A 19,588-nucleotide genomic window follows, 5' to 3' on the forward strand; every position below is an offset into this window, starting at 1 on the left:
GTCTCCTTAGAGTGCTGCGGTGAGTTCGCGGAGAGCCCTGCGCAGAACGGTCACCTCGCTGGCGACACCGCGGACCAGGGGAACCGGGTCGTCGATTCCCCGGTCGGTCCGCATCCTGGGATTTGCCTCCAGCCGTCGGCGTTCCGCGTCCGCGGCGTTTCGTACAACCTCGAGTCGCTGCTTCAGTTTCTCGACCGTCTGCTCGGTCTCTTTGAGTTTTTCGATGTGCTGGAAGTTGTCATCGATGAGCTTGTCGCGGGTTTCCTTCTTGACGCGATCACTTCCCTGTGTCCGCGACTCGATCTTTTTCTGGAGCTCGTCGATCTTCTTCTTCCAGGGGAATTCCCGGGTAGCGCCCAGAATCGTTATCCCCTTCTCGTCGACCTTGAAGATCGACAGGCCGACGGTCAGCAGGGTGAGACTGGCGGCAAGGCCGGTGAGGCCGTTGGTGTGCGTAGCGATGGAGTTGCTCATCCACGAGAGAGACGTGGAGATACCGCTGTGGGTCGTGCGGAGTCCCTTGTAGGACTGCTGGAGCTTGACGATGTCCTTGGACTGCGTACCGAGCTTGGTGTTGATCCCGGAAATATCCGTGGTGTGCGTGCCGAGTGTGGTCCTTATCCCGGCGAAACTGGTTTCGGTATCGCTCTTGAGGGCTTTGAGAGCCTCGTCGACTTCTTTGAGATCTCGTCCCATGGTTGCCCTCCTGTGCTAGCGTTCCCGCATGCTTTCTGACGATGTGCGCGTAGTGCTCGCCGTCCCCACCAGTTGGAATTGGTATTTCGAGCCGAAAAAAAAAGGCTCGATCGCCTGGTATGCGGAACGAGTCCTGGCGATTGCCGATAAATTCCAGCCGGGTCGCGGCCTGGATGTCTTCCTCTACGGTGAAGCGAAAGAGTCGGACGCATCGAAGAGGCCGCATCACGAAGACGCCGGTACCGAGGTGATCCGTACTCGGCTGGAGCGGGATTCCCTGTCCGAGTGGATCGGCGACTGGGCGGTCAGGCCGAACATGGAGCGGGGGCTCTTCGAGGACCATGTCCCCGCGAGCGAGGTGGAGCGACGTCTCGGCGTCGGGGAGGCCCCTTGGTACGGCCGGCCGCTGCCGGCGGTACGCGCGGTCGGTGAATGGAACGCCGGGTACGGCGGCACGACACTCGTGATCTTCTGGCTCGACAGGATGACCCAGGCCGAGGAGATGGCACGGTACATCGGCCGGTACGACGCCTCACGTACGTTCTGGCAGTTCTTCGGGGACCCCGACGACGTCTACTACTCGTTCTGGAGCAGGCAGGGGATGCATCAGGGCAAGGTGCTGCCCCAGCTCGGATTCCACTTCGGCCTGCGGTGGAGCACCCGGGCCGTCCTGCGGGGATTCTCACGCTGGGAGAAGAGCCTCTGACGGCACGGGCCTCGCGCGAGCCCCTGCGGGCTGGGGCGGCGCGGCCTTACGGGCGGCGCCCGGTACGCCCCCGCCGCGCCTCCGTCAGGGCGTCCGACCAGCCGGCCGCGTAGGCGCGGGACTCCCGGGCGAGCAGTTCCTCGTACACCTGGTCGAGCAGGGCCTCGCGGTCGGGGGGCGTGGTGTGCAGGAGGTGGGCGAGGCGGGCGTAGGTGTCGATCGGCTGCTTCGGGGAGTTGCTCGTGCCAGTCACCATGTCGGCCTGCTTTCCGGTCTGTCCGCTGGGCTGTGGTACAGGTGGCGCCTCTGGGGCGTTCGAAAACGCGTATGTTCGAACTAGTGTACGAGTAATCCTGTGGTGCCGTTCCGTGTTTGGCGAGGAGCACCCGTCGTTCAGCGGTCGGGACCTGCGGTGATGCCGGGGTGCGGCCGAAGTGCCGCCCAGGTTCGTGGAGTAGGATCCGGCCGTTCTCCCGTCGGATTCGAAAAGGTGAACAGCGGCGCTCCACAAGGGAACTGAGTGACCGCCAGACGACGGTGGACGGCGACGGGCAGCCGTCCTCGCGCGGGGGCGCGATGGGGCCAGGGGACGAGAGCAAGGCCTACGGGGTGGACGGGGACGCGAGCAACGTGCGGCGCGAGCATGTGATCGATTGGCTCGAACAGGCCTCCGATCTGCCGCATCTCATCGCCCGTGTCTCAGAGCTGGTCCTGCTGCTCGGCCATGAACCGGACGACCTGGTGGTCCTTCCCCGCAGCGAACTCGACCGGCGGGAACTGGCCGCGTACAGCGCGGGCTGGGCCGACGTGGTCGACGAACAGCTGCCCGCGATCCGCCGCGCGTACGAAGAACGGATCACCGCCGCCTACCTCCAGGGCCAGGAGGACGCCCGCACCGGCCACCGCCCCCGCCGGGCCCGACGGGCCGAGGGGGAGCGCGGCGGCGAGGTCATTCCGCTTCCCTATGTCGAACTGCTGCGCCCTCCCTCCGCATGGACGCGCGTGGAGGAACGCGGCGAACGGGAACGATCGGTGGCGGACGGGACCCCGGTGCCGTCGCCTCCCCCGGCGGGGGAGACGGACGGGAGCGAGGAGACTCCGTACGGCGATCCGGACGCGGCCGACGTTGTCGGGACGACGAGCGCGACCGGGACGACGAGCGCGAGCAGCCCGGCCGGTGGGCCGCACGAGGAGGACGGGGACGTCGAGGACGAGGCCGGCGGTGCGGGCGAGGCCGGTGGGGGCGGTGGGGCCAAGGCCGGCTCCGGTGCCGAGGGGGACATCCTGCTCTCCGCACGTGAGGTGCGGGGGAAGCGCGTCATGCCCTCCGACCGGCGGCCGGTGGTCCGGCGCAACGGCCGGCCGAGCGTGCCCCCACTGGCCCTGCCCGGCGAGATCGGAGCCACCGGACGGGAGAGGGCGCGCAGGCCGGACGGCGCCGGGACCGCGGAAAGGCCACTGCGGGAGCGGCCGGAGCGGACTGAGCGGCCCGAGCAGGCTGAGCGGCCCGAGCAGGCTGAGCGACCCGAGCAGGCTGAGCGACCCGAGCAGGCTGAGCGACCCGAGCAGACAAACCAGACAGACGACGTCGAGCGGCCGGAACCGGTCGATCCGGTCGAGCCGGTCGACGAGCCGGTCGAGCCGCGGAGCGTGCGCGACGAACCCCGGCCCCGGCTGCTTTCGGACAAAGCCCGGGCCCTCGCGGACGAACTGGAGGGCCGGGCCGGCAGCCGGCGCCGGGACGAGCAGAGCGGCCCGTCGGGCTCCCGCTGAGCGGAGCCGACGGACACGCCGTGACCGGCCGTCCGGCGGGCGACCGGGAACCGGGGAAACCGGGCGACCGGGCGGATCAGCCGAAGAAGCGGGCCAGTTGGAACGCCGACGGCGCCTCGTCCGGCGCGGGCGCCCGCGACCCGTCCGCCGTGGGGACCGACCCCGGGGCCGGCCGCCCGACGCCCCCGGAACGCTCGCCGGCTCCCTCGTGCTCCTCGTGATCCTCCAGCTCCTCGTACGCGTCGCCCGCGCCGTAGGTGCCGTTCTCGGCCCGTTCCGTCGGACGAGGTACCGGTGCCGGAGCGTCCGGCTGGTCCCCCTCCTCCGAGTTGACGCAGGCGAACATCCAGTTGGCGGCCGCCAGATGGTCCACGGTGGCGGCCAGCAGATGGTCGGTCACGGACCAGTCGGCGGCCTCGCCGTGCAGCTCCCGGTTGAGCGCGCTGTCGCGCGGCAGATGCTTGATGAGCACCGCGAGCCGCCGCGCCGAGAGGTGGTCGCGGTGCCAGTCGAGCAGGTCGATGCTGTAGTAGCGGAGCAGGTCCGCCTCGAGGGCCTCGGCGTGTTCGTCGACGAACCCGACGAGGCTCAGCCTTCCCCCAGGCCGAGCCCGGTCTCCGAGCCGTAGGCCTCCAGGATGGCGGCGATGTCCTGCATGGTCACCTCGTACCGCTCGAAGCGGGCGAACTGCTGCTCGCCCATGAGCAGGCCGAGCAGCCCGTCCACGTCGTTGTCGTCGAGCTTGCGCAGCGCCTTCGCGGTGGCGCGGGTCAGCTCCGTGGGCAGGGTGAAGCTCTCGCCGTCGAGCTCGAACGACCAGGTGCGTCCGAGGGCTTCGAGGCGCTGGGCGCGGGCGGCGTTGACGTCGAAACGGGCCATGGTGATGGGTGCTCCTTGGGTCCGTGCAGCGTGATGAGAAGAGGAACGGGGCTCCGGGGTGGGGCAGGCGGGGAGCCCGCCCCACCCCGGCGCGTCAGGACGCGGCGTACGCGGTGTCCTTCATCACGAAGCTGGCCAGCGCCGAACCGTCGGCGGCGGCCATCGCCGTGTAGGTGATGCCGAGCTGGGCCGGCGACTTGCGGGCCAGCTTGATGTCGTCCGCCGCCGTGACCTGGCCGCGCGGGATGCCGAAGCGGTAGGTCACGGCGGTCCCGTCGCTCGCGCGGACGTCGGTGAACTCCAGGCCGAGGGCACGCACGTCGGCGTACGGACGGTCGGCGATCTCGTACTTGTAGACGCCCGTGGAGCCGGTGACGGCCTCGACCGCGCCGCCGCCCATGAAGAGCGGCAGCGTGTCCTCGTTGAACTGCATCAGCGAGAACTTCAGGGTCAGGTCGCGGTCCGAGTACACGAAGTGCACCGGGCTGACGGCCTGCCACACGTCGACCGGCTCCAGCTTGTCCTTCTTGCTGAAGGTGACGCCGTCGCCGGTGGTGAAGCCGAGGTTCTTCCAGCCGGTGGCCCAGTCGGTGGACGGGTCGGTGGAGAAGGTCGTCGGAACCTTGGTGTCGGCGGCGCCGACGTAGAGGCGGCCGACGCCGGCGATGCGGATCTCGGAGGAGTTGGTGCCTGCCATGGGTGGATCTCCTTATCTAGGGGGTGATGCGGGGGCCGTTCCCGGCCGTTCCGGGTACGGCGAAGGCCCCGCCGTCTCGCGGATGCGAGGGCGGGGCCTTCGGTCTGTGGGGGTGCGGTGGCGGGCGGGCTGCCCGCGCGGGCCCGTCAGTAGACGTCCAGGTACACCTTGATCACGGTCACGTAGCGGTTGGCCGCGCGGTAGAGGTAGTCGGGCAGCCAGCGCGGGCCGTCCTGCTCCTCCACCTCGGTGATGAGGTTGGTGCCGTACCGGTTGCCGGCCGCGGCCAGCAGCGCGCGGCGGGCCGAGTTGGCCAGGACGTGCGCGGCCTGCTTGGTCGGGCCGTACACCTCCAGCTCGATCAGCGGCTGGTCGACGTGCAGTTCGCCGATCCACGCGCCGCCGCGCCGGTTGACGAGGACGGCGGCGGTCGTGCCGTCGAAGTTCGCGGGCGGTTCGACGGCGACGAGCGCCGTGGAGAGCGCCGAGTCGGCCTCCAGGATGTCGACGACTAGGGCCTCGACGTCGGGGAAGGCGCTCGGTGGGGTGGGTGTGGTCATGCCGGGTCACCTCGCCGGAAGAAGGGGAAGTCGCCGGGCGGGCGCCGCGCGGGGGCGGGGAAGGGGAGGCGCGCGGCGCCTCGGCCCGGCGTACGGCGGCGGGTGCGGCCCGCTCGGGGCTCGCGGTCACAGCTCCGCCGCTGCACCAACTGTGACAGACGAGCGTGCGCGCACGCAACTAAATCGGCGGGGGAGATGTGAGGCGAGGTGCGGGAGGGGCGGGGGGTGCAGGGGCGAGGGCAGGTCAGGAGGGGGAGGAGAGGGGAGGGGAGAGGGAGCGGAGAGGAGAGGGGAGAGGGAGCGGAGGGCACTCGTGGTGCAGCTGAGGCGCGGGCACGAGTGGGAGTGCGTGTGCGGGCCCCAGCCCCGCTGCGGGCGCGAGCTGTGGCGCAGGCGCAGGTGCGGGCGTCAGTCGTCGCGCAGGCGTGGTGCGGGCGGGAGCTGCGGTGCGGGCGCGGTGCGGACGGAAGCCGTCGCGCATGGGTGCTGCGGGCGCCAGCCCTCGCGCGGGCGCGAGCTGTGGTGCGGGCTCAAGTCGTCGCGCAGGCGCGGTGCAGGCCAAGCTGTCGTGCGGGGGTGGTGCCGACGTCAGTCGTCGCGCGGGCGCGGTGCCGGCCAAGCCTTCGTGCGGGTGTCGTGCGGCGCCAAGCCGTCGCGCATGGGTGCTGCGGGGCCAAGCCGTCGTGCGTGGGTGGTGCCGGCGTCAGTCGTCGCGCGGGCGGGTGCGAGTCGTAGTGCCGTCGACCGGAGCTCCCGTCGGCCCACGGGCGCCCTTCGATCGGAACCGGCACGGCATGCGTGACCGGTGGTTCCGGCTCGGTCAGTCGGCGGTGGGTGCGGCCGCGGCCGACTCCACCAGGACCCGCCGGCCCTCACGCACCTGCGTCACCTCGGCCTCGGCCTCGCTCGGCAGGAACTGCTCCACCACCCTGACGAACATCTCGCGCCGGTCGGCGGGCACGCCCAGCAGGTCCGCGACCTCCTCCAGCGTGGGGCGGCGGCCGAAATCCGCGCTGGGCGCGGGCGAGGCCAGGTAGTCGTGCGGGTCGGCCAGCTCCTCCGCGGTCAGCCGGCCGGAGCGGATGAGCATGTCGCGGACCGGCACCCCGAGCACGCGGGCGAGCCTGCGGGTGGTCTCGAGGTCCGGCATGCTCTGCCGCTGGAGCAGACGGGTGACCGCGGCGCGATGCACGCCGGCCTCGTCCGCGATTCTCGACTTGCCGCCGCCGCGTGGACTGTCGATGTCGTAGCCGCGTTCGCGCATGAGGTCTTCGACCCACGCGGCGAATGCGTCCAAGCCCTGGTTGGTCATGTCTTTCTCTCTTCCTTCGGGGGTGGGCAAGAGTTTAGCTTGCTTGCGCGCGCGGAATTACGTGCTCTCGAGCAAGCAGTGAGGAAAATTTGTGCGGTTCATGGAGATTGAGGGGACGCCGCGCGCCCTGGCCCGCCCGAATTTCGTTGCGGGCGCGCACGCAATCTGTAGTCTGGGGGGCGTTCACCCAGTACGGCTCATTCACGAACCCAGGGGGGTCCCATGTCCATGCCCGAAACGAGTTCCTGCCCGTCAGCTCCCGGTTGGCAGTCCGCGGCCGCCTGTACCGGGCTCTCCCCGCGGGTCGTCTTCTCCAAGAAGGCCAAGGTCGCCGCCCCCGCGCTGCGGGCCTGTGCCGACTGTCGCGTGCGGCGGGCCTGCGAGGAGGCGGTGGCACCGGCCGACAACTGGTTCGACGGCGTCTGCGGCGGCCGCCTCTGGCGCTCCGGCCGCCCGGTCCCCGTGCCCGCGCATCCCCTTCCGTCGGCCCCCGCCCCGGCCGTCGGCCTCGCCCACCTCCCGGCCCAGGGCGGCACCCGTGGCTGAGGCCTGCGAGGACCGCCCCACCGCCCAGGCCGCCCTCTGGATCGGCACCCTTCTCCAGCAGTTCCCCGAACTGTCCACGGAACTGGTCCCCGGCCGCACGACCCCCGCCCACCGCCCCGCCGCGTCGCGGCCTCCCGCCGATCTCGGCGCCCGCCTGCGCGAGGAGCGCGAGGAGCAGCTGCTGCTCCAGCAGCGGCACGGCCTCGTGGCGCCCGGCCACGGCGCGGCCCCGCTCCGCCTGCATGTCTCCGACGCCATCCGTGACATCACCGACGGCGTGCTCGAACTGGAGGAGGCGGTGCGCGACCGGCTCGGACTGTCCCGTCCGCGCCGCGCCTCCGTGCCCGAGCGGCTGCGCCGGATCGCGTCCCTCCTCGACCGCGTGGCCGCCGACACCGTCCTGGCCGCGCATGTGCGCGACGAGACCCGCCGGATGGCCCGCCGCTGCGCCCGCGCGCTGGGCGACACCGAGACCGTCGTTCGGGTCGCAGGCCGCTGTCCCTGGTGCGACTCCGTCTCCCTGCGCGCGTTCCCCGACCGCGCGGCCGTCCTCTGCGTCAATCCGGCCTGCCGCTGCCCGGAACCGGACTGCGGCTGCCACGACGACCCGGCCTACCGGCACACCTGGGACGAGGGGGAGTGGGCGCGCGCATGAGCACCGCCGACCGACACACCGCCGACCGACGCACCGCGGATCGACGCACCCCCGACCGACGCACCGCCGGGCGCCCGACCCTGATTCCCGGCCTTCTCGCGGCCCAGGAGGTCGGTGTGGCCCCCGCCACCATTCGCAAGTGGGTCCAGCTGGGGCATCTCGAACCGGCCGGAAAGGCGGGGCGGGCCCAGCTCTTCCGGCTGGAGGACGTGTTCGCCGCCGAACGCGCAACCCGCCGGGCCCGGTGATCTCCGGCCCCTTCGCCGCACCGGACCGCCGCACCGGACCGCCGCACCGGGCCTACGGAATGCCCAACTCGAAGATCACGTAATGCGCGTACCACCCCGACGCGAGGGCCGCCGTCCCGAAGAACACCGCCAGGCTCGGCCACTTCAGCCGGCTCAGCGCCGCCGCCGGGGCCAGCAGCAGCGGGAAGACCGGCAGCAGGTACCGGCCCGTGTTGCCGAACATCTGCTGGGTGCCCAGCACGGTGATCACGCTGGCCAGCGTGTACGCGACCAGCACCAGCGGCGGCTTCCTGCGCAGCATCAGCGCGATCAGGAAGGGCAGCGCCAGCACCAGCTGCACGCCCAGGAGGTCGGGGACGGAGAAGGCGAAGAGATAGTCGTGGCGACCGACCGCCGTGTCAGCCAGCACGTCGAAGGTGTACGAACCGAAGTCGAAGTAGTGCGCCCACCCCTCGCGCTGGAGCGTGAAGTACGCGGTGAGGTCGCCCATGCTGAGGCCGACCCAGGTGACATAGGTGAGCAGGCCGAGCGGCGCGGCGAACATGGCGTACAGGGGCCCCGACACCCCGTGCTCGCGCCTGCTCTCCCGCCGGGCCAGGGTCACGATGGCGGCGAGCCCGACCGCGCCGATGAGCGCCGCGGAGGTCGGCCGGTTGAGCCCGGCCACGAAGGCGAGCAGCCCCGCCGCGACCCACCGCCGCTTCATCACGCAGTAGCAGCACCAGGAGGCGATGGCGACGAACAGCGACTCCGAGTAGAGCGCCCACTCCACGCCCGCGCCGGGCACCACCGCCCACAGCCCGGCCGCGATCGTGCCCGCCCGCACCCCTGCGAGCATCGCGATCACGGCGTAGACACCGGCGGCCGCGACGAACGAGGCCACGACCGAGACCAGCATCCCGGAGCCGTACAGCCCCAGCCCGGTGGTCTCGGAGACGCCCCGGATCAGGCCCGGGTAGAGCGGGAAGAAGGCGACCGAGTTCTGCTTGACGGTGAAGAGTCCGCCCGGGGCGAGCTGCTCCAGCGGGCGGGGGTCGTACCCCTTCTCGGCGACCTGGAGGTACCACCAGCCGTCCCAGGTGGCCAGGACGTCCCACCAGTGGGCGCCGCCGCCGAAGCGCGGGTTCTTCTTCTGGTAGTCGTCGGCCCACTCCAGCAGCCAGCCGAACACACTCAGGCCGACGAGCTTCGTGACGCCGTACAGGAGCAGCGGGGCGAGGTACGGTCGTACACCGTCGGGCAGGGTGAGACGGCGCGGTCCGCGCGCGTGTTCGCCGGGCACGGCGGGGTCCGTCGCCGTGTCGCTGGAAGCCGTGCTCATGGCTGGGGTCCCCCTCGGCCGATCGCCGGACACCTGAGGGCGGCACCGCTGTCCGGATGATCGTGAAGTTGCTCATAAGAGTGCGGTCATAAGATCGCAACAGCGTCGCACATGTGCGGCCACAGCTTGGGGGAGGACGGGTGACAGAAGCCCCGGACACCACGGCGGCGGCGACCGTCTTGTCGGTCGTCATACCCATGTACAACGAGGAAGAGGTCCTGCCCGCGCTGGTCAGCCGGCTGCGGCCGGTCCTCGCGGACCTCGGCGTCGGCTACGAGGTCGTGGCGGTCGACGACGGCAGCACCGACCGCACGGCCGAGCTGCTGGCCGCCTTCCGGCTCGGCTGGCCGCAGCTGCGGGTCATCGGTCTGCGCCGGAACTCCGGACACCAGGCCGCCCTGACCGCGGGTCTGGACCGGGCGCACGGTGCGTACGTCGTCAGCATCGACGCCGATCTCCAGGACCCGCCCGAGAAGATCCCCGAGATGGTCGGGCTGGCCCGTGCGGAGAGTCTCGACATCGTCTACGGCATCCGCGCCGACCGGGCGAGCGACACCGGCTTCAAGCGGTGGACGGCGGGTCTGTACTACCGGCTCGTGCGCCGTCTCGCCGGACCGTCGGTCCCGGCCCAGGCCGGTGACTTCCGGCTGCTGAGCCGGGCCGCCGTGGACGCCCTGAGGGCCCTGCCGGACCAGCAGCGCGTGTACCGCCTCCTCGTGCCCTGGCTGGGCTTTCCCAGCGGCGAGGTCACCTATGAGCGTGCCCCGCGGCCGGCCGGCCAGAGCAAGTACCCCCTCGGCCGGATGATCCGCCTGGCCGTCGACAGCGTGACGGGCTTCTCGGCGGCCCCGCTGCGTATCGCCACCTGGCTGGGCGGCTTCGCGTTCCTGGTCTGCCTGGGCCTGATGGTCTACACCCTGAGCGCCCACGCCTTCCAGCACACCGTCCCCGGCTGGACGTCCCTCTTCATCGGCGTGCTGTTCATCGGCGCGGTCCAGCTGGTCTGCGTCGGCCTGCTCGGCGAGTACGTCGGCCGGATCTACACGGCCGTACAGAACCGTCCGACGTACTTCATCGGTCACGACACGGCGGCGGACGCCGCGAAGGGGCCGTTCCGGGCCGGCGGCGACCCGACCGTGCCGTCCCCGGCGTCGCCTCCGGGCGCCTCCGCGGACCCTGCGGCGCCGGTATCGCAGGGGCTGGGGCAGCGCTCGTAAACCTCCGGCGTGTCGGGGGGCGGGGCTTCTGTTTTGACCGGAGTGAATGCGCTAGGTACGCTCAGACCTTGTGCCTGGGGTGTGCCCTGGCCCTCGTGCGTGTCTTCAACCGCACACGGGCCTAGTAAGCGGCCGCTGTGATCTGTGCTTCTTCCCGCCTCGCGGCGGAAGTCCGCCGGATCCGACACACCCGACCGCGTGGGTCGGCGAAGTTCCAGGTTAGCTTCACCATTCGGCACACAGAAACCGGAGAAGTAGTGCCTACGATCCAGCAGCTGGTCCGGAAGGGCCGGCAGGACAAGGTCGAGAAGAACAAGACGCCCGCACTCGAGGGTTCGCCCCAGCGTCGCGGCGTCTGCACGCGTGTGTTCACGACCACCCCGAAGAAGCCGAACTCGGCCCTGCGTAAGGTCGCGCGTGTGCGTCTGACCAGCGGGATCGAGGTCACTGCTTACATTCCGGGTGAGGGACACAACCTGCAGGAGCACTCCATCGTGCTCGTGCGTGGTGGCCGTGTGAAGGACCTGCCCGGTGTTCGCTACAAGATCATCCGCGGTTCCCTTGACACCCAGGGTGTCAAGAACCGCAAGCAGGCCCGCAGCCGCTACGGCGCCAAGAAGGAGAAGTAAACAATGCCTCGTAAGGGCCCTGCCCCGAAGCGCCCGGTCATCATCGACCCGGTCTACGGTTCTCCTCTTGTCACGTCGCTCATCAACAAGGTGCTGCTGAACGGCAAGCGCTCCACCGCCGAGCGCATCGTCTACGGTGCCATGGAGGGCCTGCGCGAGAAGACCGGCAACGACCCGGTCATCACGCTGAAGCGCGCTCTCGAGAACATCAAGCCGACCATCGAGGTCAAGTCCCGCCGTGTCGGTGGCGCGACCTACCAGGTCCCGATCGAGGTCAAGCCGGGTCGCGCGAGCACCCTGGCGCTGCGCTGGCTCGTCGGTTACTCCCGCGCCCGTCGCGAGAAGACCATGACCGAGCGCCTCCTCAACGAACTTCTCGACGCGTCCAACGGCCTCGGCGCCGCTGTGAAGAAGCGCGAGGACACCCACAAGATGGCCGAGTCGAACAAGGCCTTCGCGCACTACCGCTGGTAGTCGCTACCCACATCGAGACCGAGAGAAGACGAAGGCCTTATGGCTACCACTTCACTTGACCTGGCCAAGGTCCGCAACATCGGGATCATGGCCCACATCGACGCGGGCAAGACGACCACCACCGAGCGGATCCTGTTCTACACCGGCGTCTCCTACAAGATCGGTGAGGTCCACGACGGCGCCGCGACCATGGACTGGATGGAGCAGGAGCAGGAGCGTGGCATCACGATCACCTCTGCTGCCACCACCTGTCACTGGCCGCTGGCCGACGTCGACCACACCATCAACATCATCGACACCCCGGGCCACGTCGACTTCACCGTCGAGGTGGAGCGTTCGCTTCGCGTGCTCGACGGTGCCGTGACGGTGTTCGACGGCGTCGCGGGTGTGGAGCCCCAGTCCGAGACCGTGTGGCGTCAGGCGGACCGCTACGGCGTCCCGCGTATCTGCTTCGTCAACAAGCTCGACCGGACCGGTGCCGAGTTCCACCGCTGCGTCGACATGATCAGCAGCCGCCTTGGCGCGACGCCGATCGTCATGCAGCTCCCGATCGGTGCCGAGGCCGACTTCAAGGGCGTCGTCGACCTGGTCACGATGAAGGCCTTCGTGTGGTCCGCCGAGGCGGAGAAGGGCGAGATGTACGACGTTGTCGACATCCCGGCCACCCACACCGAGGCTGCCGAGGAGTACCGCGGCAAGCTCGTCGAGACCGTCGCGGAGAACGACGACGAGATCATGGAGCTGTACCTGGAGGGCCAGGAGCCCTCGGTGGAGCAGCTGTACGCCGCGATCCGTCGCATCACCATCGCGTCCGGCAAGTCCAACGACATCACGGTCACCCCGGTGTTCTGTGGCACCGCGTTCAAGAACAAGGGCGTCCAGCCCCTGCTCGACGCGGTCGTGCGCTACCTGCCCTCCCCCCTGGACGTCGAGGCCATCGAGGGCCACGACGTCAAGGACGCGGAGCTGGTCGTCAAGCGCAAGCCGTCCGACGACGAGCCGCTGTCCGCCCTTGCGTTCAAGATCATGAGCGACCCGCACCTCGGTAAGCTCACCTTCGTCCGGGTCTACTCGGGCCGCCTGGTGTCCGGCACTGCCGTGCTGAACTCCGTCAAGGGCAAGAAGGAGCGCATCGGCAAGATCTACCGCATGCACGCGAACAAGCGTGAGGAGATCGAGGCGGTCGGCGCCGGCGACATCGTGGCCGTCATGGGTCTGAAGCAGACCACGACCGGTGAGACGCTGTGCGACGACAAGCAGCCGGTGATCCTGGAGTCCATGGACTTCCCGGCCCCGGTCATCCAGGTCGCCATCGAGCCCAAGTCGAAGGGCGACCAGGAGAAGCTGGGCATCGCGATCCAGCGCCTGGCCGAGGAGGACCCGTCGTTCCAGGTCCACTCGGACGAGGAGACCGGCCAGACCATCATCGGTGGCATGGGCGAGCTGCACCTCGAGGTGCTGGTCGACCGTATGCGCCGTGAGTTCAAGGTCGAGGCCAACGTCGGCAAGCCGCAGGTCGCGTACCGCGAGACCATCCGCAAGGCGGTCGACCGGGTCGACTACACGCACAAGAAGCAGACTGGTGGTACCGGCCAGTTCGCGAAGGTGCAGATCGCGATCGAGCCGATCGAGGGCGGCGACGCCTCGTACGAGTTCGTGAACAAGGTGACCGGTGGTCGTATCCCGAAGGAGTACATCCCTTCGGTCGACGCCGGTGCGCAGGAGGCCATGCAGTTCGGCATCCTCGCCGGTTACGAGATGACCGGCGTGCGCGTCACCCTGCTCGACGGTGGCTACCACGAGGTGGACTCCTCCGAGCTCGCGTTCAAGATCGCCGGCTCGCAGGCCTTCAAGGAGGCCGCGCGCAAGGCCAGCCCCGTGCTGCTCGAGCCGATGATGGCCGTCGAGGTCACCACGCCCGAGGACTACATGGGCGAGGTCATCGGCGACATCAACTCCCGCCGTGGCCAGATCCAGGCCATGGAGGAGCGGGCCGGTGCCCGCGTCGTCAAGGGCCTGGTGCCCCTGTCGGAGATGTTCGGCTACGTCGGCGACCTCCGCAGCAAGACGTCGGGTCGCGCAAGCTACTCGATGCAGTTCGACTCCTACGCCGAGGTTCCGCGGAACGTCGCCGAGGAGATCATCGCGAAGGCCAAGGGCGAGTAACGCACTCCGTTTGCACGCCGTAGGCTTGACTCCGGAGCCTCAAGGGGCAAACAGCCGCATTGCCGGATGTTTGCCCCCTGGACCCGGGCTTTCCAGCAAAGATCACCTGGCGCCGATGAAGCAAGGCGTTCCAGAACCACTCCCAGGAGGACCCCCGTGGCGAAGGCGAAGTTCGAGCGGACTAAGCCGCACGTCAACATCGGCACCATCGGTCACATCGACCACGGTAAGACGACCCTCACGGCCGCCATTACCAAGGTGCTGCACGACAAGTACCCGGACCTGAACGAGGCCTCGGCCTTCGACCAGATCGACAAGGCTCCCGAAGAGCGTCAGCGCGGTATCACCATCTCCATCGCGCACGTCGAGTACCAGACGGAGGGCCGTCACTACGCCCACGTCGACTGCCCGGGTCACGCGGACTACATCAAGAACATGATCACCGGTGCCGCGCAGATGGACGGCGCGATCCTCGTGGTCGCCGCCACCGACGGCCCGATGCCGCAGACCAAGGAGCACGTGCTCCTGGCCCGCCAGGTCGGCGTTCCGTACATCGTCGTCGCCCTGAACAAGGCCGACATGGTGGACGACGAGGAGATCCTGGAGCTCGTCGAGCTCGAGGTGCGTGAGCTCCTCTCCGAGTACGAGTTCCCGGGCGACGACCTGCCGGTCGTCAAGGTCTCGGCGCTCAAGGCGCTCGAGGGCGACGCCGAGTGGGGTCAGTCGGTTCTCGACCTCATGGCCGCCGTCGACGAGGCGATCCCGACCCCCGAGCGTGACGTCGACAAGCCGTTCCTCATGCCCGTCGAGGACGTCTTCACGATCACCGGTCGCGGTACGGTCGTCACCGGCCGTATCGAGCGTGGTGTCCTGAAGGTCAACGAGACCGTTGACATCATCGGCATCAAGCAGGAGAAGACCACCACCACGGTCACCGGCATCGAGATGTTCCGCAAGCTGCTCGACGAGGGCCAGGCCGGTGAGAACGTCGGTCTGCTGCTCCGCGGCATCAAGCGCGAGGACGTCGAGCGCGGCCAGGTCATCATCAAGCCGGGTTCGGTCACGCCGCACACCGACTTCGAGGCCCAGGCCTACATCCTGTCCAAGGACGAGGGTGGCCGCCACACGCCGTTCTTCAACAACTACCGTCCGCAGTTCTACTTCCGTACGACGGACGTGACGGGCGTTGTGACCCTCCCCGAGGGCACCGAGATGGTGATGCCGGGTGACAACACCGAGATGAAGGTGGAGCTCATCCAGCCCATCGCCATGGAAGAGGGCCTGAAGTTCGCCATCCGTGAGGGTGGTCGTACGGTGGGCGCCGGCCAGGTCACCAAGATCACCAAGTAGTTCTTGCTGATCGACCTGGTAGCTCCAGCTTGAGCTGAGCACCGTAGCTCCAGCTTGAGCTGAGCACCTGAGAGGGCCCGTACGACTTCGGTCGTACGGGCCCTTTCGTATGCCCCCCGTGTCAGGGGGCCGGGAGGCTCAGTCGCGCTCGCCCGCCTTGTCTACGACGACCGTGGCGACGCGGGTGGCCGTGGCGAGGACCGTCCCCTTCGTCAGGAACGGGCCCCCGGAGGCCTTGCCGCCCACGTAGTAGCCCAGTCCGGCGACCCAGCGGACTCCGCGATAGGCGAAGGTGTGCGGGTCGAGCAGCACCTGCAGGCTGTTGCGCTCCCAGGCGTAGTCACGGAAGTTGCCGTCGACACCGATCGCCAGGACCTCCCGTCCGGCGCCGTCGGTCACCTGCACCGGCTCGGTCGCTCCCTCCAGGCCCGTGATGATCCGGTAGATCGTCCGGGCCTTGTCGGCCGGGACGGCGGAGGCTCCGGAGAGCACCTCGACCACCTCGTCGAAGTCGCGCTGGGCCGGGGTCAGCCGGTACGCGCTGGTGACGCGGGTGGGCACCGACTTCTCGAGGATCGCCCGCAGCGCGGAGTCCGGGTCGTCGGGCAGGGCGGCCAGCAGGGCGTCCGCCTGCCGGGGCGGGAGCGTCTCCAGGGTCTGCTGAACCGGCTCGTTCCACACCTGCACGTCGTCCGGATCGCTGGTGTTCTGGTCCGGCATGGCCGTGGACATGCCGTCGTAGCGGATCCATCGGTCCGCGTCGAGCCGCCTCGTCGTGGTCGTTTCGCACGGTCCCTGTCCGGGCGACAGGTTGACCCGGCCGGTCTCGCCGTCGAGCGTGCTCCTGCCGACGCCGCAGTCCAGAGCGTCCAGCTGGACATGGTGGTACACCCAGGAGGTCGGCCGGGCGGTCGCCGTCGGGGCCGGCTGCGTCGGTGTCCTGTCGTCCTCGCGCAGCGTCAGGGTGGAGAGGAGCGCCGCGGCCGTCACCGCGGCGACCGCTCCGGCCGTTCTGAGCTTCCATCCGGCCCGTCCGTGCCGGGGCTGCCCGGCGATCTCGTCCAGCAGCCGCTGACGGGCCGGGGTGAGCCGGGCGTGGTCCGGCACGGGAACGTCGGCGCGCAGCAGCCGGACCGCTGTCATCTCGTCCATCGCCGGTTCAGCCATGATTGATCACCTCCGGGGCGTCGGGTACGAACATGGGGTCCACGCCGCCGAGTGCGAGGCGGACCTTCCTGCGGGCCCGGTTGAGGCGGGAGCGCACCGTGCCCACCGGGATGGACAGCGCCTCGGCGACCTCCTGGTAGCCGAGGTCCGCCCAGGCGACCAGCAGCAGGACGTCCCGGTCGCCGCGCGAGAGACCGGCCAGCGCGCCGGCCAGGCGGCCCTGCGCGGCCTGGGCGGTGACCCGGCTGTCGCTGCGGTCGGCCCAGGAGTCGGCCACCGGGTCGTGACCGGTGCGGGCCAGGGCCCTGAGCGCCCGCACCTCGGCACGGCGCTGCTTGCCGATGAGGTTGGCGGCGATTCCGTACAGCCAGGGCCGGGCACTGGCGCGCGACACGTCGTAGCGTCCCCGGGTGCGGAACGCGGTCAGGAAGGTCTCGGCGGTGAGGTCCTCGGCCGCGTCCTCACCCAGCCGCCGGGCCGCGTACCGGTGGATCACCGCCGCGTACCGGTGGTAGACCTCGCCGAAGAGCTCGGGCCGGGTCAGGGAGCGGGCTATGACGGAGGCGTCCTCGTCATGTCTGCCAGGGGGGCTGTTCACGCGGTCTCCGGGTCTGCCGTCGGTCGGGTACACCCGTTGTTACCCGTAGCCCTCGAACGGGTTCACGGTGACCGACCTCACCTCGCGGCCCGGGAAAGCCCGGGTCCGACCGGCTCGGCGTTTGACCTGCGTCACTCCCGGGGTATTGTCTCCGGCTCGATTGGCGGAGGACGTGCCCCATATGGCAGACTGTCGGAGTTGCTCGGTCGAGTGTTGATGCTGTGCGCCTCCCGCCGGGAGGACCGGAAGCGAGTCCCACAGTACTCGTCGCCCTAACTGCCTGATGGCAGCGCTGGGGCGGACGTACGGGAATCTTTCGGGAAGTTTCAGTGCAGCGCCGACCAGGCACCCGGTGGGCCTTTCGTCCCCGGCTTGCGGTTCCGGAAGGGCCGTGTTTTCCCGGCAGGGATGTTCGAACAAGGGGCATCTGTGTCGGCGGGAGCGCGACACACCCGACCGCGTGGGTCGGAGGAGCGAAGTAAACGGACCACTTGGTTCCAGAGCGTTAGAAGAGACAGGACTACTGAGTAGCCATGGCGGGACAGAAGATCCGCATCCGGCTCAAGGCCTACGACCACGAGGTCATCGACTCCTCGGCGAAGAAGATCGTCGAGACGGTGACGCGCACTGGTGCGTCGGTCGCGGGCCCGGTGCCGCTGCCCACTGAGAAGAACGTGTACTGCGTCATCAAGTCGCCGCACAAGTACAAGGACTCGCGCGAGCACTTCGAGATGCGCACGCACAAGCGTCTGATCGACATTCTCGACCCGACGCCCAAGACCGTTGACTCCCTGATGCGACTCGACCTTCCGGCCGGTGTCGACATCGAGATCAAGCTCTAGGGGCCGGTGATCTGAAGAATGGCTAAGCAGATCAAGGGCATCCTGGGCGAGAAGCTCGGCATGACGCAGGTGTGGGACGAGAACAACCGTGTTGTTCCGGTCACCGTCGTCAAGGCCGGCCCCAACGTCGTGACCCAGGTCCGTACGAACGACAGTGACGGCTACGAGTCGGTCCAGATCGCCTTCGGCGAGATCGACCCGCGCAAGGTGAACAAGCCCCTCAAGGGTCACTTCGCCAAGGCCGACGTCACCCCCCGTCGCCACCTCGTCGAGATCCGCACCGCGGACGCCTCCGAGTACACGCTGGGCCAGGAGATCACCGCTGAGGTGTTCGAGGCCGGCGTGAAGGTCGACGTGACCGGCAAGAGCAAGGGCAAGGGCTTCGCCGGTGTCATGAAGCGTCACAACTTCAAGGGCCTCGGCGCCGGACACGGCACCCAGCGCAAGCACCGCTCGCCCGGTTCGATCGGTGGCTGCGCCACCCCGGGCCGTGTGTTCAAGGGCCTCCGCATGGCGGGTCGCATGGGCAACGAGCGTGTCACCACCCAGAACCTGACCGTCCACGCCGTTGACGCGGAGAAGGGTCTGCTGCTCATCAAGGGCGCTGTCCCCGGTCCGAACGGCGGCCTCGTCCTGGTCCGCACCGCGGCCAAGGGGGCCTGAGGTACCGATGAGCACTGTTGACATCCTTTCGCCTGCAGGCGAGAAGACCGGTAGCGTCGAGCTCCCCGCGGAGATCTTCGGCGTGGAGAAGATCAGCATCCCGCTGATCCACCAGGTCGTCGTCGCGCAGAACGCGGCTGCCCGTCAGGGCACGCACAAGACCAAGCGCCGCGGTGAAGTCCGCGGTGGCGGTAAGAAGCCTTACCGTCAGAAGGGCACCGGCCGCGCACGCCAGGGCTCGACCCGCGCACCGCAGTTCGTCGGCGGCGGCGTCGTCCACGGCCCGCAGCCGCGTGACTACTCGCAGCGGACCCCGAAGAAGATGAAGGCTGCCGCTCTGCGTCACGCCCTCACCGACCGGGCCCGCCACAACCGCATCCACGTCGTCACCGGCGTGATCGAGGGCGAGGCTCCCTCCACGAAGGCCGCTCGCACGCTGTTCGGCAAGATCTCGGAGCGCAAGAACCTGCTCCTGGTCGTCGACCGCGCCGACGAGGCCGCGTGGCTGTCCGCCCGCAACCTGCCCCAGGTGCACATCCTGGAGCCGGGCCAGCTGAACACGTACGACGTGATCGTCTCGGACGACGTGGTCTTCACCCAGGCCGCTTTCGAGTCCTTCGTCGCCGGCCCGCAGGCCAACGACACCGAAGGGAGTGACGCCTGATGGCTACGCGTCACCCGAGCATCGCCTCCAAGGCGGCCAAGGTCGCCAAGGCAGCGCGCGTCGCCAAGGCGAAGCGCCACGCCACCGAAGGCAAGAACACCGTCGTCACCGCGCCCAGCAAGGCGTTCACGGACCTCCGTGACGTTCTGCTGAAGCCGGTCGTGTCGGAGAAGAGCTACGCGCTCCTCGACGAGAACAAGTACACGTTCATCGTCGCCCCGAACGCCAACAAGACCCAGATCAAGCAGGCCGTCCAGGCGGTCTTCTCGGTCAAGGTCACCGGGGTCAACACGATCAACCGCATCGGCAAGCGCAAGCGCACCAAGACCGGTTTCGGTCAGCGCGCCGGCACGAAGCGCGCGATCGTGACCCTTGCCGAGGGCGACCGTATCGACATCTTCGGCGGTCCGACCGCCTGAGGGCGG

General features: G+C 69.2%; 24 protein-coding genes. 14 read left to right on the top strand and 10 right to left on the bottom strand.

The features are described from left to right. Positions 1-6: 6 nt before the first annotated feature. Positions 7-696 (bottom strand): hypothetical protein, encoded by a 690-nt coding sequence (locus tag ACFWBB_RS22435; RefSeq protein ID WP_385275219.1) that lies wholly within the window; start codon positions 694-696, stop codon positions 7-9. Between the two features lie 28 nt (positions 697-724). Here ACFWBB_RS22435 and ACFWBB_RS22440 point away from each other — a divergent pair, with 28 nt between their 5' ends. Beyond that, positions 725-1,402: a hypothetical protein gene (locus ACFWBB_RS22440; protein ID WP_385275221.1), complete on the top strand. Its 678-nt coding sequence runs from the start codon at positions 725-727 to the stop codon at positions 1,400-1,402. A 46-nt stretch (positions 1,403-1,448) separates the two neighbouring features. Here ACFWBB_RS22440 and ACFWBB_RS22445 read toward each other — a convergent pair whose 3' ends face one another. After that, positions 1,449-1,658: a hypothetical protein gene (locus tag ACFWBB_RS22445; RefSeq protein ID WP_385275224.1), complete on the bottom strand. Its 210-nt coding sequence runs from the start codon at positions 1,656-1,658 to the stop codon at positions 1,449-1,451. Between the two features lie 320 nt (positions 1,659-1,978). Here ACFWBB_RS22445 and ACFWBB_RS22450 point away from each other — a divergent pair, with 320 nt between their 5' ends. Continuing rightward, positions 1,979-3,175 (top strand): hypothetical protein, encoded by a 1,197-nt coding sequence (locus ACFWBB_RS22450; RefSeq protein WP_385275227.1) that lies wholly within the window; start codon positions 1,979-1,981, stop codon positions 3,173-3,175. Between the two features lie 76 nt (positions 3,176-3,251). Here ACFWBB_RS22450 and ACFWBB_RS22455 read toward each other — a convergent pair whose 3' ends face one another. The 5 genes from ACFWBB_RS22455 to ACFWBB_RS22475 all read right to left on the bottom strand — a co-directional run bounded on the left by ACFWBB_RS22455 (position 3,252) and on the right by ACFWBB_RS22475 (position 6,623). After that, complete coding sequence (locus tag ACFWBB_RS22455) at positions 3,252-3,647, bottom strand: hypothetical protein (RefSeq protein WP_385275230.1); 396 nt, start codon at positions 3,645-3,647, stop codon at positions 3,252-3,254. A gap of 116 nt (positions 3,648-3,763) precedes the next feature. Then, on the bottom strand, positions 3,764-4,054 hold the full coding sequence (locus tag ACFWBB_RS22460) for a hypothetical protein (RefSeq protein WP_384110762.1): 291 nt from the start codon (positions 4,052-4,054) through the stop codon (positions 3,764-3,766). 94 nt (positions 4,055-4,148) lie between these two features. Then, positions 4,149-4,751: a phage tail protein gene (locus tag ACFWBB_RS22465; RefSeq protein WP_384110765.1), complete on the bottom strand. Its 603-nt coding sequence runs from the start codon at positions 4,749-4,751 to the stop codon at positions 4,149-4,151. Between the two features lie 146 nt (positions 4,752-4,897). After that, the gene (locus ACFWBB_RS22470; RefSeq protein ID WP_384110768.1) at positions 4,898-5,311 is read right to left on the bottom strand and encodes a hypothetical protein; all 414 of its coding nucleotides are present in this window, start codon (positions 5,309-5,311) and stop codon (positions 4,898-4,900) included. 820 nt (positions 5,312-6,131) lie between these two features. Beyond that, entirely contained in the window at positions 6,132-6,623 is a 492-nt protein-coding gene (locus ACFWBB_RS22475) for a helix-turn-helix domain-containing protein (protein WP_385275235.1), read from the bottom strand. Between the two features lie 222 nt (positions 6,624-6,845). Here ACFWBB_RS22475 and ACFWBB_RS22480 point away from each other — a divergent pair, with 222 nt between their 5' ends. From ACFWBB_RS22480 to ACFWBB_RS22490, 3 genes are read left to right on the top strand one after another with little or no spacing between them, the layout of a single operon-like run. After that, positions 6,846-7,169 carry a WhiB family transcriptional regulator gene (locus ACFWBB_RS22480; RefSeq protein WP_385275239.1) on the top strand — a complete coding sequence of 108 codons (324 nt, stop codon included), beginning with the start codon at positions 6,846-6,848 and terminating at the stop codon, positions 7,167-7,169. Beyond that, positions 7,162-7,824: a hypothetical protein gene (locus tag ACFWBB_RS22485; RefSeq protein WP_385275242.1), complete on the top strand. Its 663-nt coding sequence runs from the start codon at positions 7,162-7,164 to the stop codon at positions 7,822-7,824. Before ACFWBB_RS22480 ends, ACFWBB_RS22485 begins: the two co-directional genes overlap by 8 nt. After that, on the top strand, positions 7,821-8,072 hold the full coding sequence (locus ACFWBB_RS22490; protein ID WP_385275384.1) for a hypothetical protein: 252 nt from the start codon (positions 7,821-7,823) through the stop codon (positions 8,070-8,072). Before ACFWBB_RS22485 ends, ACFWBB_RS22490 begins: the two co-directional genes overlap by 4 nt. Before the next feature lie 52 nt (positions 8,073-8,124). On the opposite strand, the gene ACFWBB_RS22495 is transcribed toward ACFWBB_RS22490, so the two are convergent. Further along, positions 8,125-9,393, bottom strand: coding sequence for a hypothetical protein (locus ACFWBB_RS22495; RefSeq protein WP_385275245.1), 1,269 nt, complete (start codon positions 9,391-9,393; stop codon positions 8,125-8,127). Positions 9,394-9,590: 197 nt separating this feature from the next. On the opposite strand from ACFWBB_RS22495, the gene ACFWBB_RS22500 reads away from it, so the two are divergent. From ACFWBB_RS22500 to tuf, 5 genes are all read left to right on the top strand, one after another. After that, on the top strand, positions 9,591-10,610 hold the full coding sequence (locus tag ACFWBB_RS22500; RefSeq protein WP_385275370.1) for a glycosyltransferase family 2 protein: 1,020 nt from the start codon (positions 9,591-9,593) through the stop codon (positions 10,608-10,610). Positions 10,611-10,867: 257 nt separating this feature from the next. Beyond that, positions 10,868-11,239 (top strand): 30S ribosomal protein S12, encoded by a 372-nt coding sequence (gene rpsL / locus ACFWBB_RS22505; RefSeq protein ID WP_003948652.1) that lies wholly within the window; start codon positions 10,868-10,870, stop codon positions 11,237-11,239. Positions 11,240-11,242: 3 nt separating this feature from the next. Beyond that, positions 11,243-11,713 carry a 30S ribosomal protein S7 gene (gene rpsG, locus ACFWBB_RS22510; RefSeq protein ID WP_020132641.1) on the top strand — a complete coding sequence of 157 codons (471 nt, stop codon included), beginning with the start codon at positions 11,243-11,245 and terminating at the stop codon, positions 11,711-11,713. Between the two features lie 39 nt (positions 11,714-11,752). Beyond that, the gene (gene fusA, locus ACFWBB_RS22515; RefSeq protein ID WP_385275249.1) at positions 11,753-13,879 is read left to right on the top strand and encodes an elongation factor G; all 2,127 of its coding nucleotides are present in this window, start codon (positions 11,753-11,755) and stop codon (positions 13,877-13,879) included. 156 nt (positions 13,880-14,035) lie between these two features. After that, entirely contained in the window at positions 14,036-15,229 is a 1,194-nt protein-coding gene (tuf, locus tag ACFWBB_RS22520) for an elongation factor Tu (protein ID WP_351757707.1), read from the top strand. Positions 15,230-15,367: 138 nt separating this feature from the next. On the opposite strand, the gene ACFWBB_RS22525 is transcribed toward tuf, so the two are convergent. Both ACFWBB_RS22525 and ACFWBB_RS22530 read right to left on the bottom strand, forming a co-directional pair. Then, positions 15,368-16,396, bottom strand: a complete 1,029-nt coding sequence (locus ACFWBB_RS22525; RefSeq protein ID WP_385275253.1) for a hypothetical protein — start codon at positions 16,394-16,396, stop codon at positions 15,368-15,370. Continuing rightward, complete coding sequence (locus ACFWBB_RS22530) at positions 16,389-16,994, bottom strand: RNA polymerase sigma factor (protein ID WP_385275256.1); 606 nt, start codon at positions 16,992-16,994, stop codon at positions 16,389-16,391. Before ACFWBB_RS22530 ends, ACFWBB_RS22525 begins: the two co-directional genes overlap by 8 nt. A gap of 533 nt (positions 16,995-17,527) precedes the next feature. On the opposite strand from ACFWBB_RS22530, the gene rpsJ reads away from it, so the two are divergent. Genes rpsJ through rplW form a run of 4 tightly spaced genes read left to right on the top strand, consistent with a single transcriptional unit; the run spans position 17,528 to position 19,582 of the window. Next, a complete protein-coding gene (gene rpsJ, locus ACFWBB_RS22535; RefSeq protein ID WP_003948644.1) occupies positions 17,528-17,836 on the top strand; it encodes a 30S ribosomal protein S10 in 309 nt (102 codons plus the stop codon). 18 nt (positions 17,837-17,854) lie between these two features. Further along, a complete protein-coding gene (rplC, locus tag ACFWBB_RS22540; RefSeq protein WP_356249902.1) occupies positions 17,855-18,499 on the top strand; it encodes a 50S ribosomal protein L3 in 645 nt (214 codons plus the stop codon). Positions 18,500-18,506: 7 nt separating this feature from the next. After that, a complete protein-coding gene (rplD, locus tag ACFWBB_RS22545; RefSeq protein WP_385275259.1) occupies positions 18,507-19,163 on the top strand; it encodes a 50S ribosomal protein L4 in 657 nt (218 codons plus the stop codon). After that, complete coding sequence (gene rplW / locus ACFWBB_RS22550) at positions 19,163-19,582, top strand: 50S ribosomal protein L23 (protein WP_020132634.1); 420 nt, start codon at positions 19,163-19,165, stop codon at positions 19,580-19,582. Before rplD ends, rplW begins: the two co-directional genes overlap by 1 nt. The last annotated feature ends 6 nt before the right edge of the window (positions 19,583-19,588 follow it).

It is taken from the genome of Streptomyces sp. NPDC060000 (assembly GCF_042737375.1).
GTDB lineage: Bacteria > Actinomycetota > Actinomycetes > Streptomycetales > Streptomycetaceae > Streptomyces.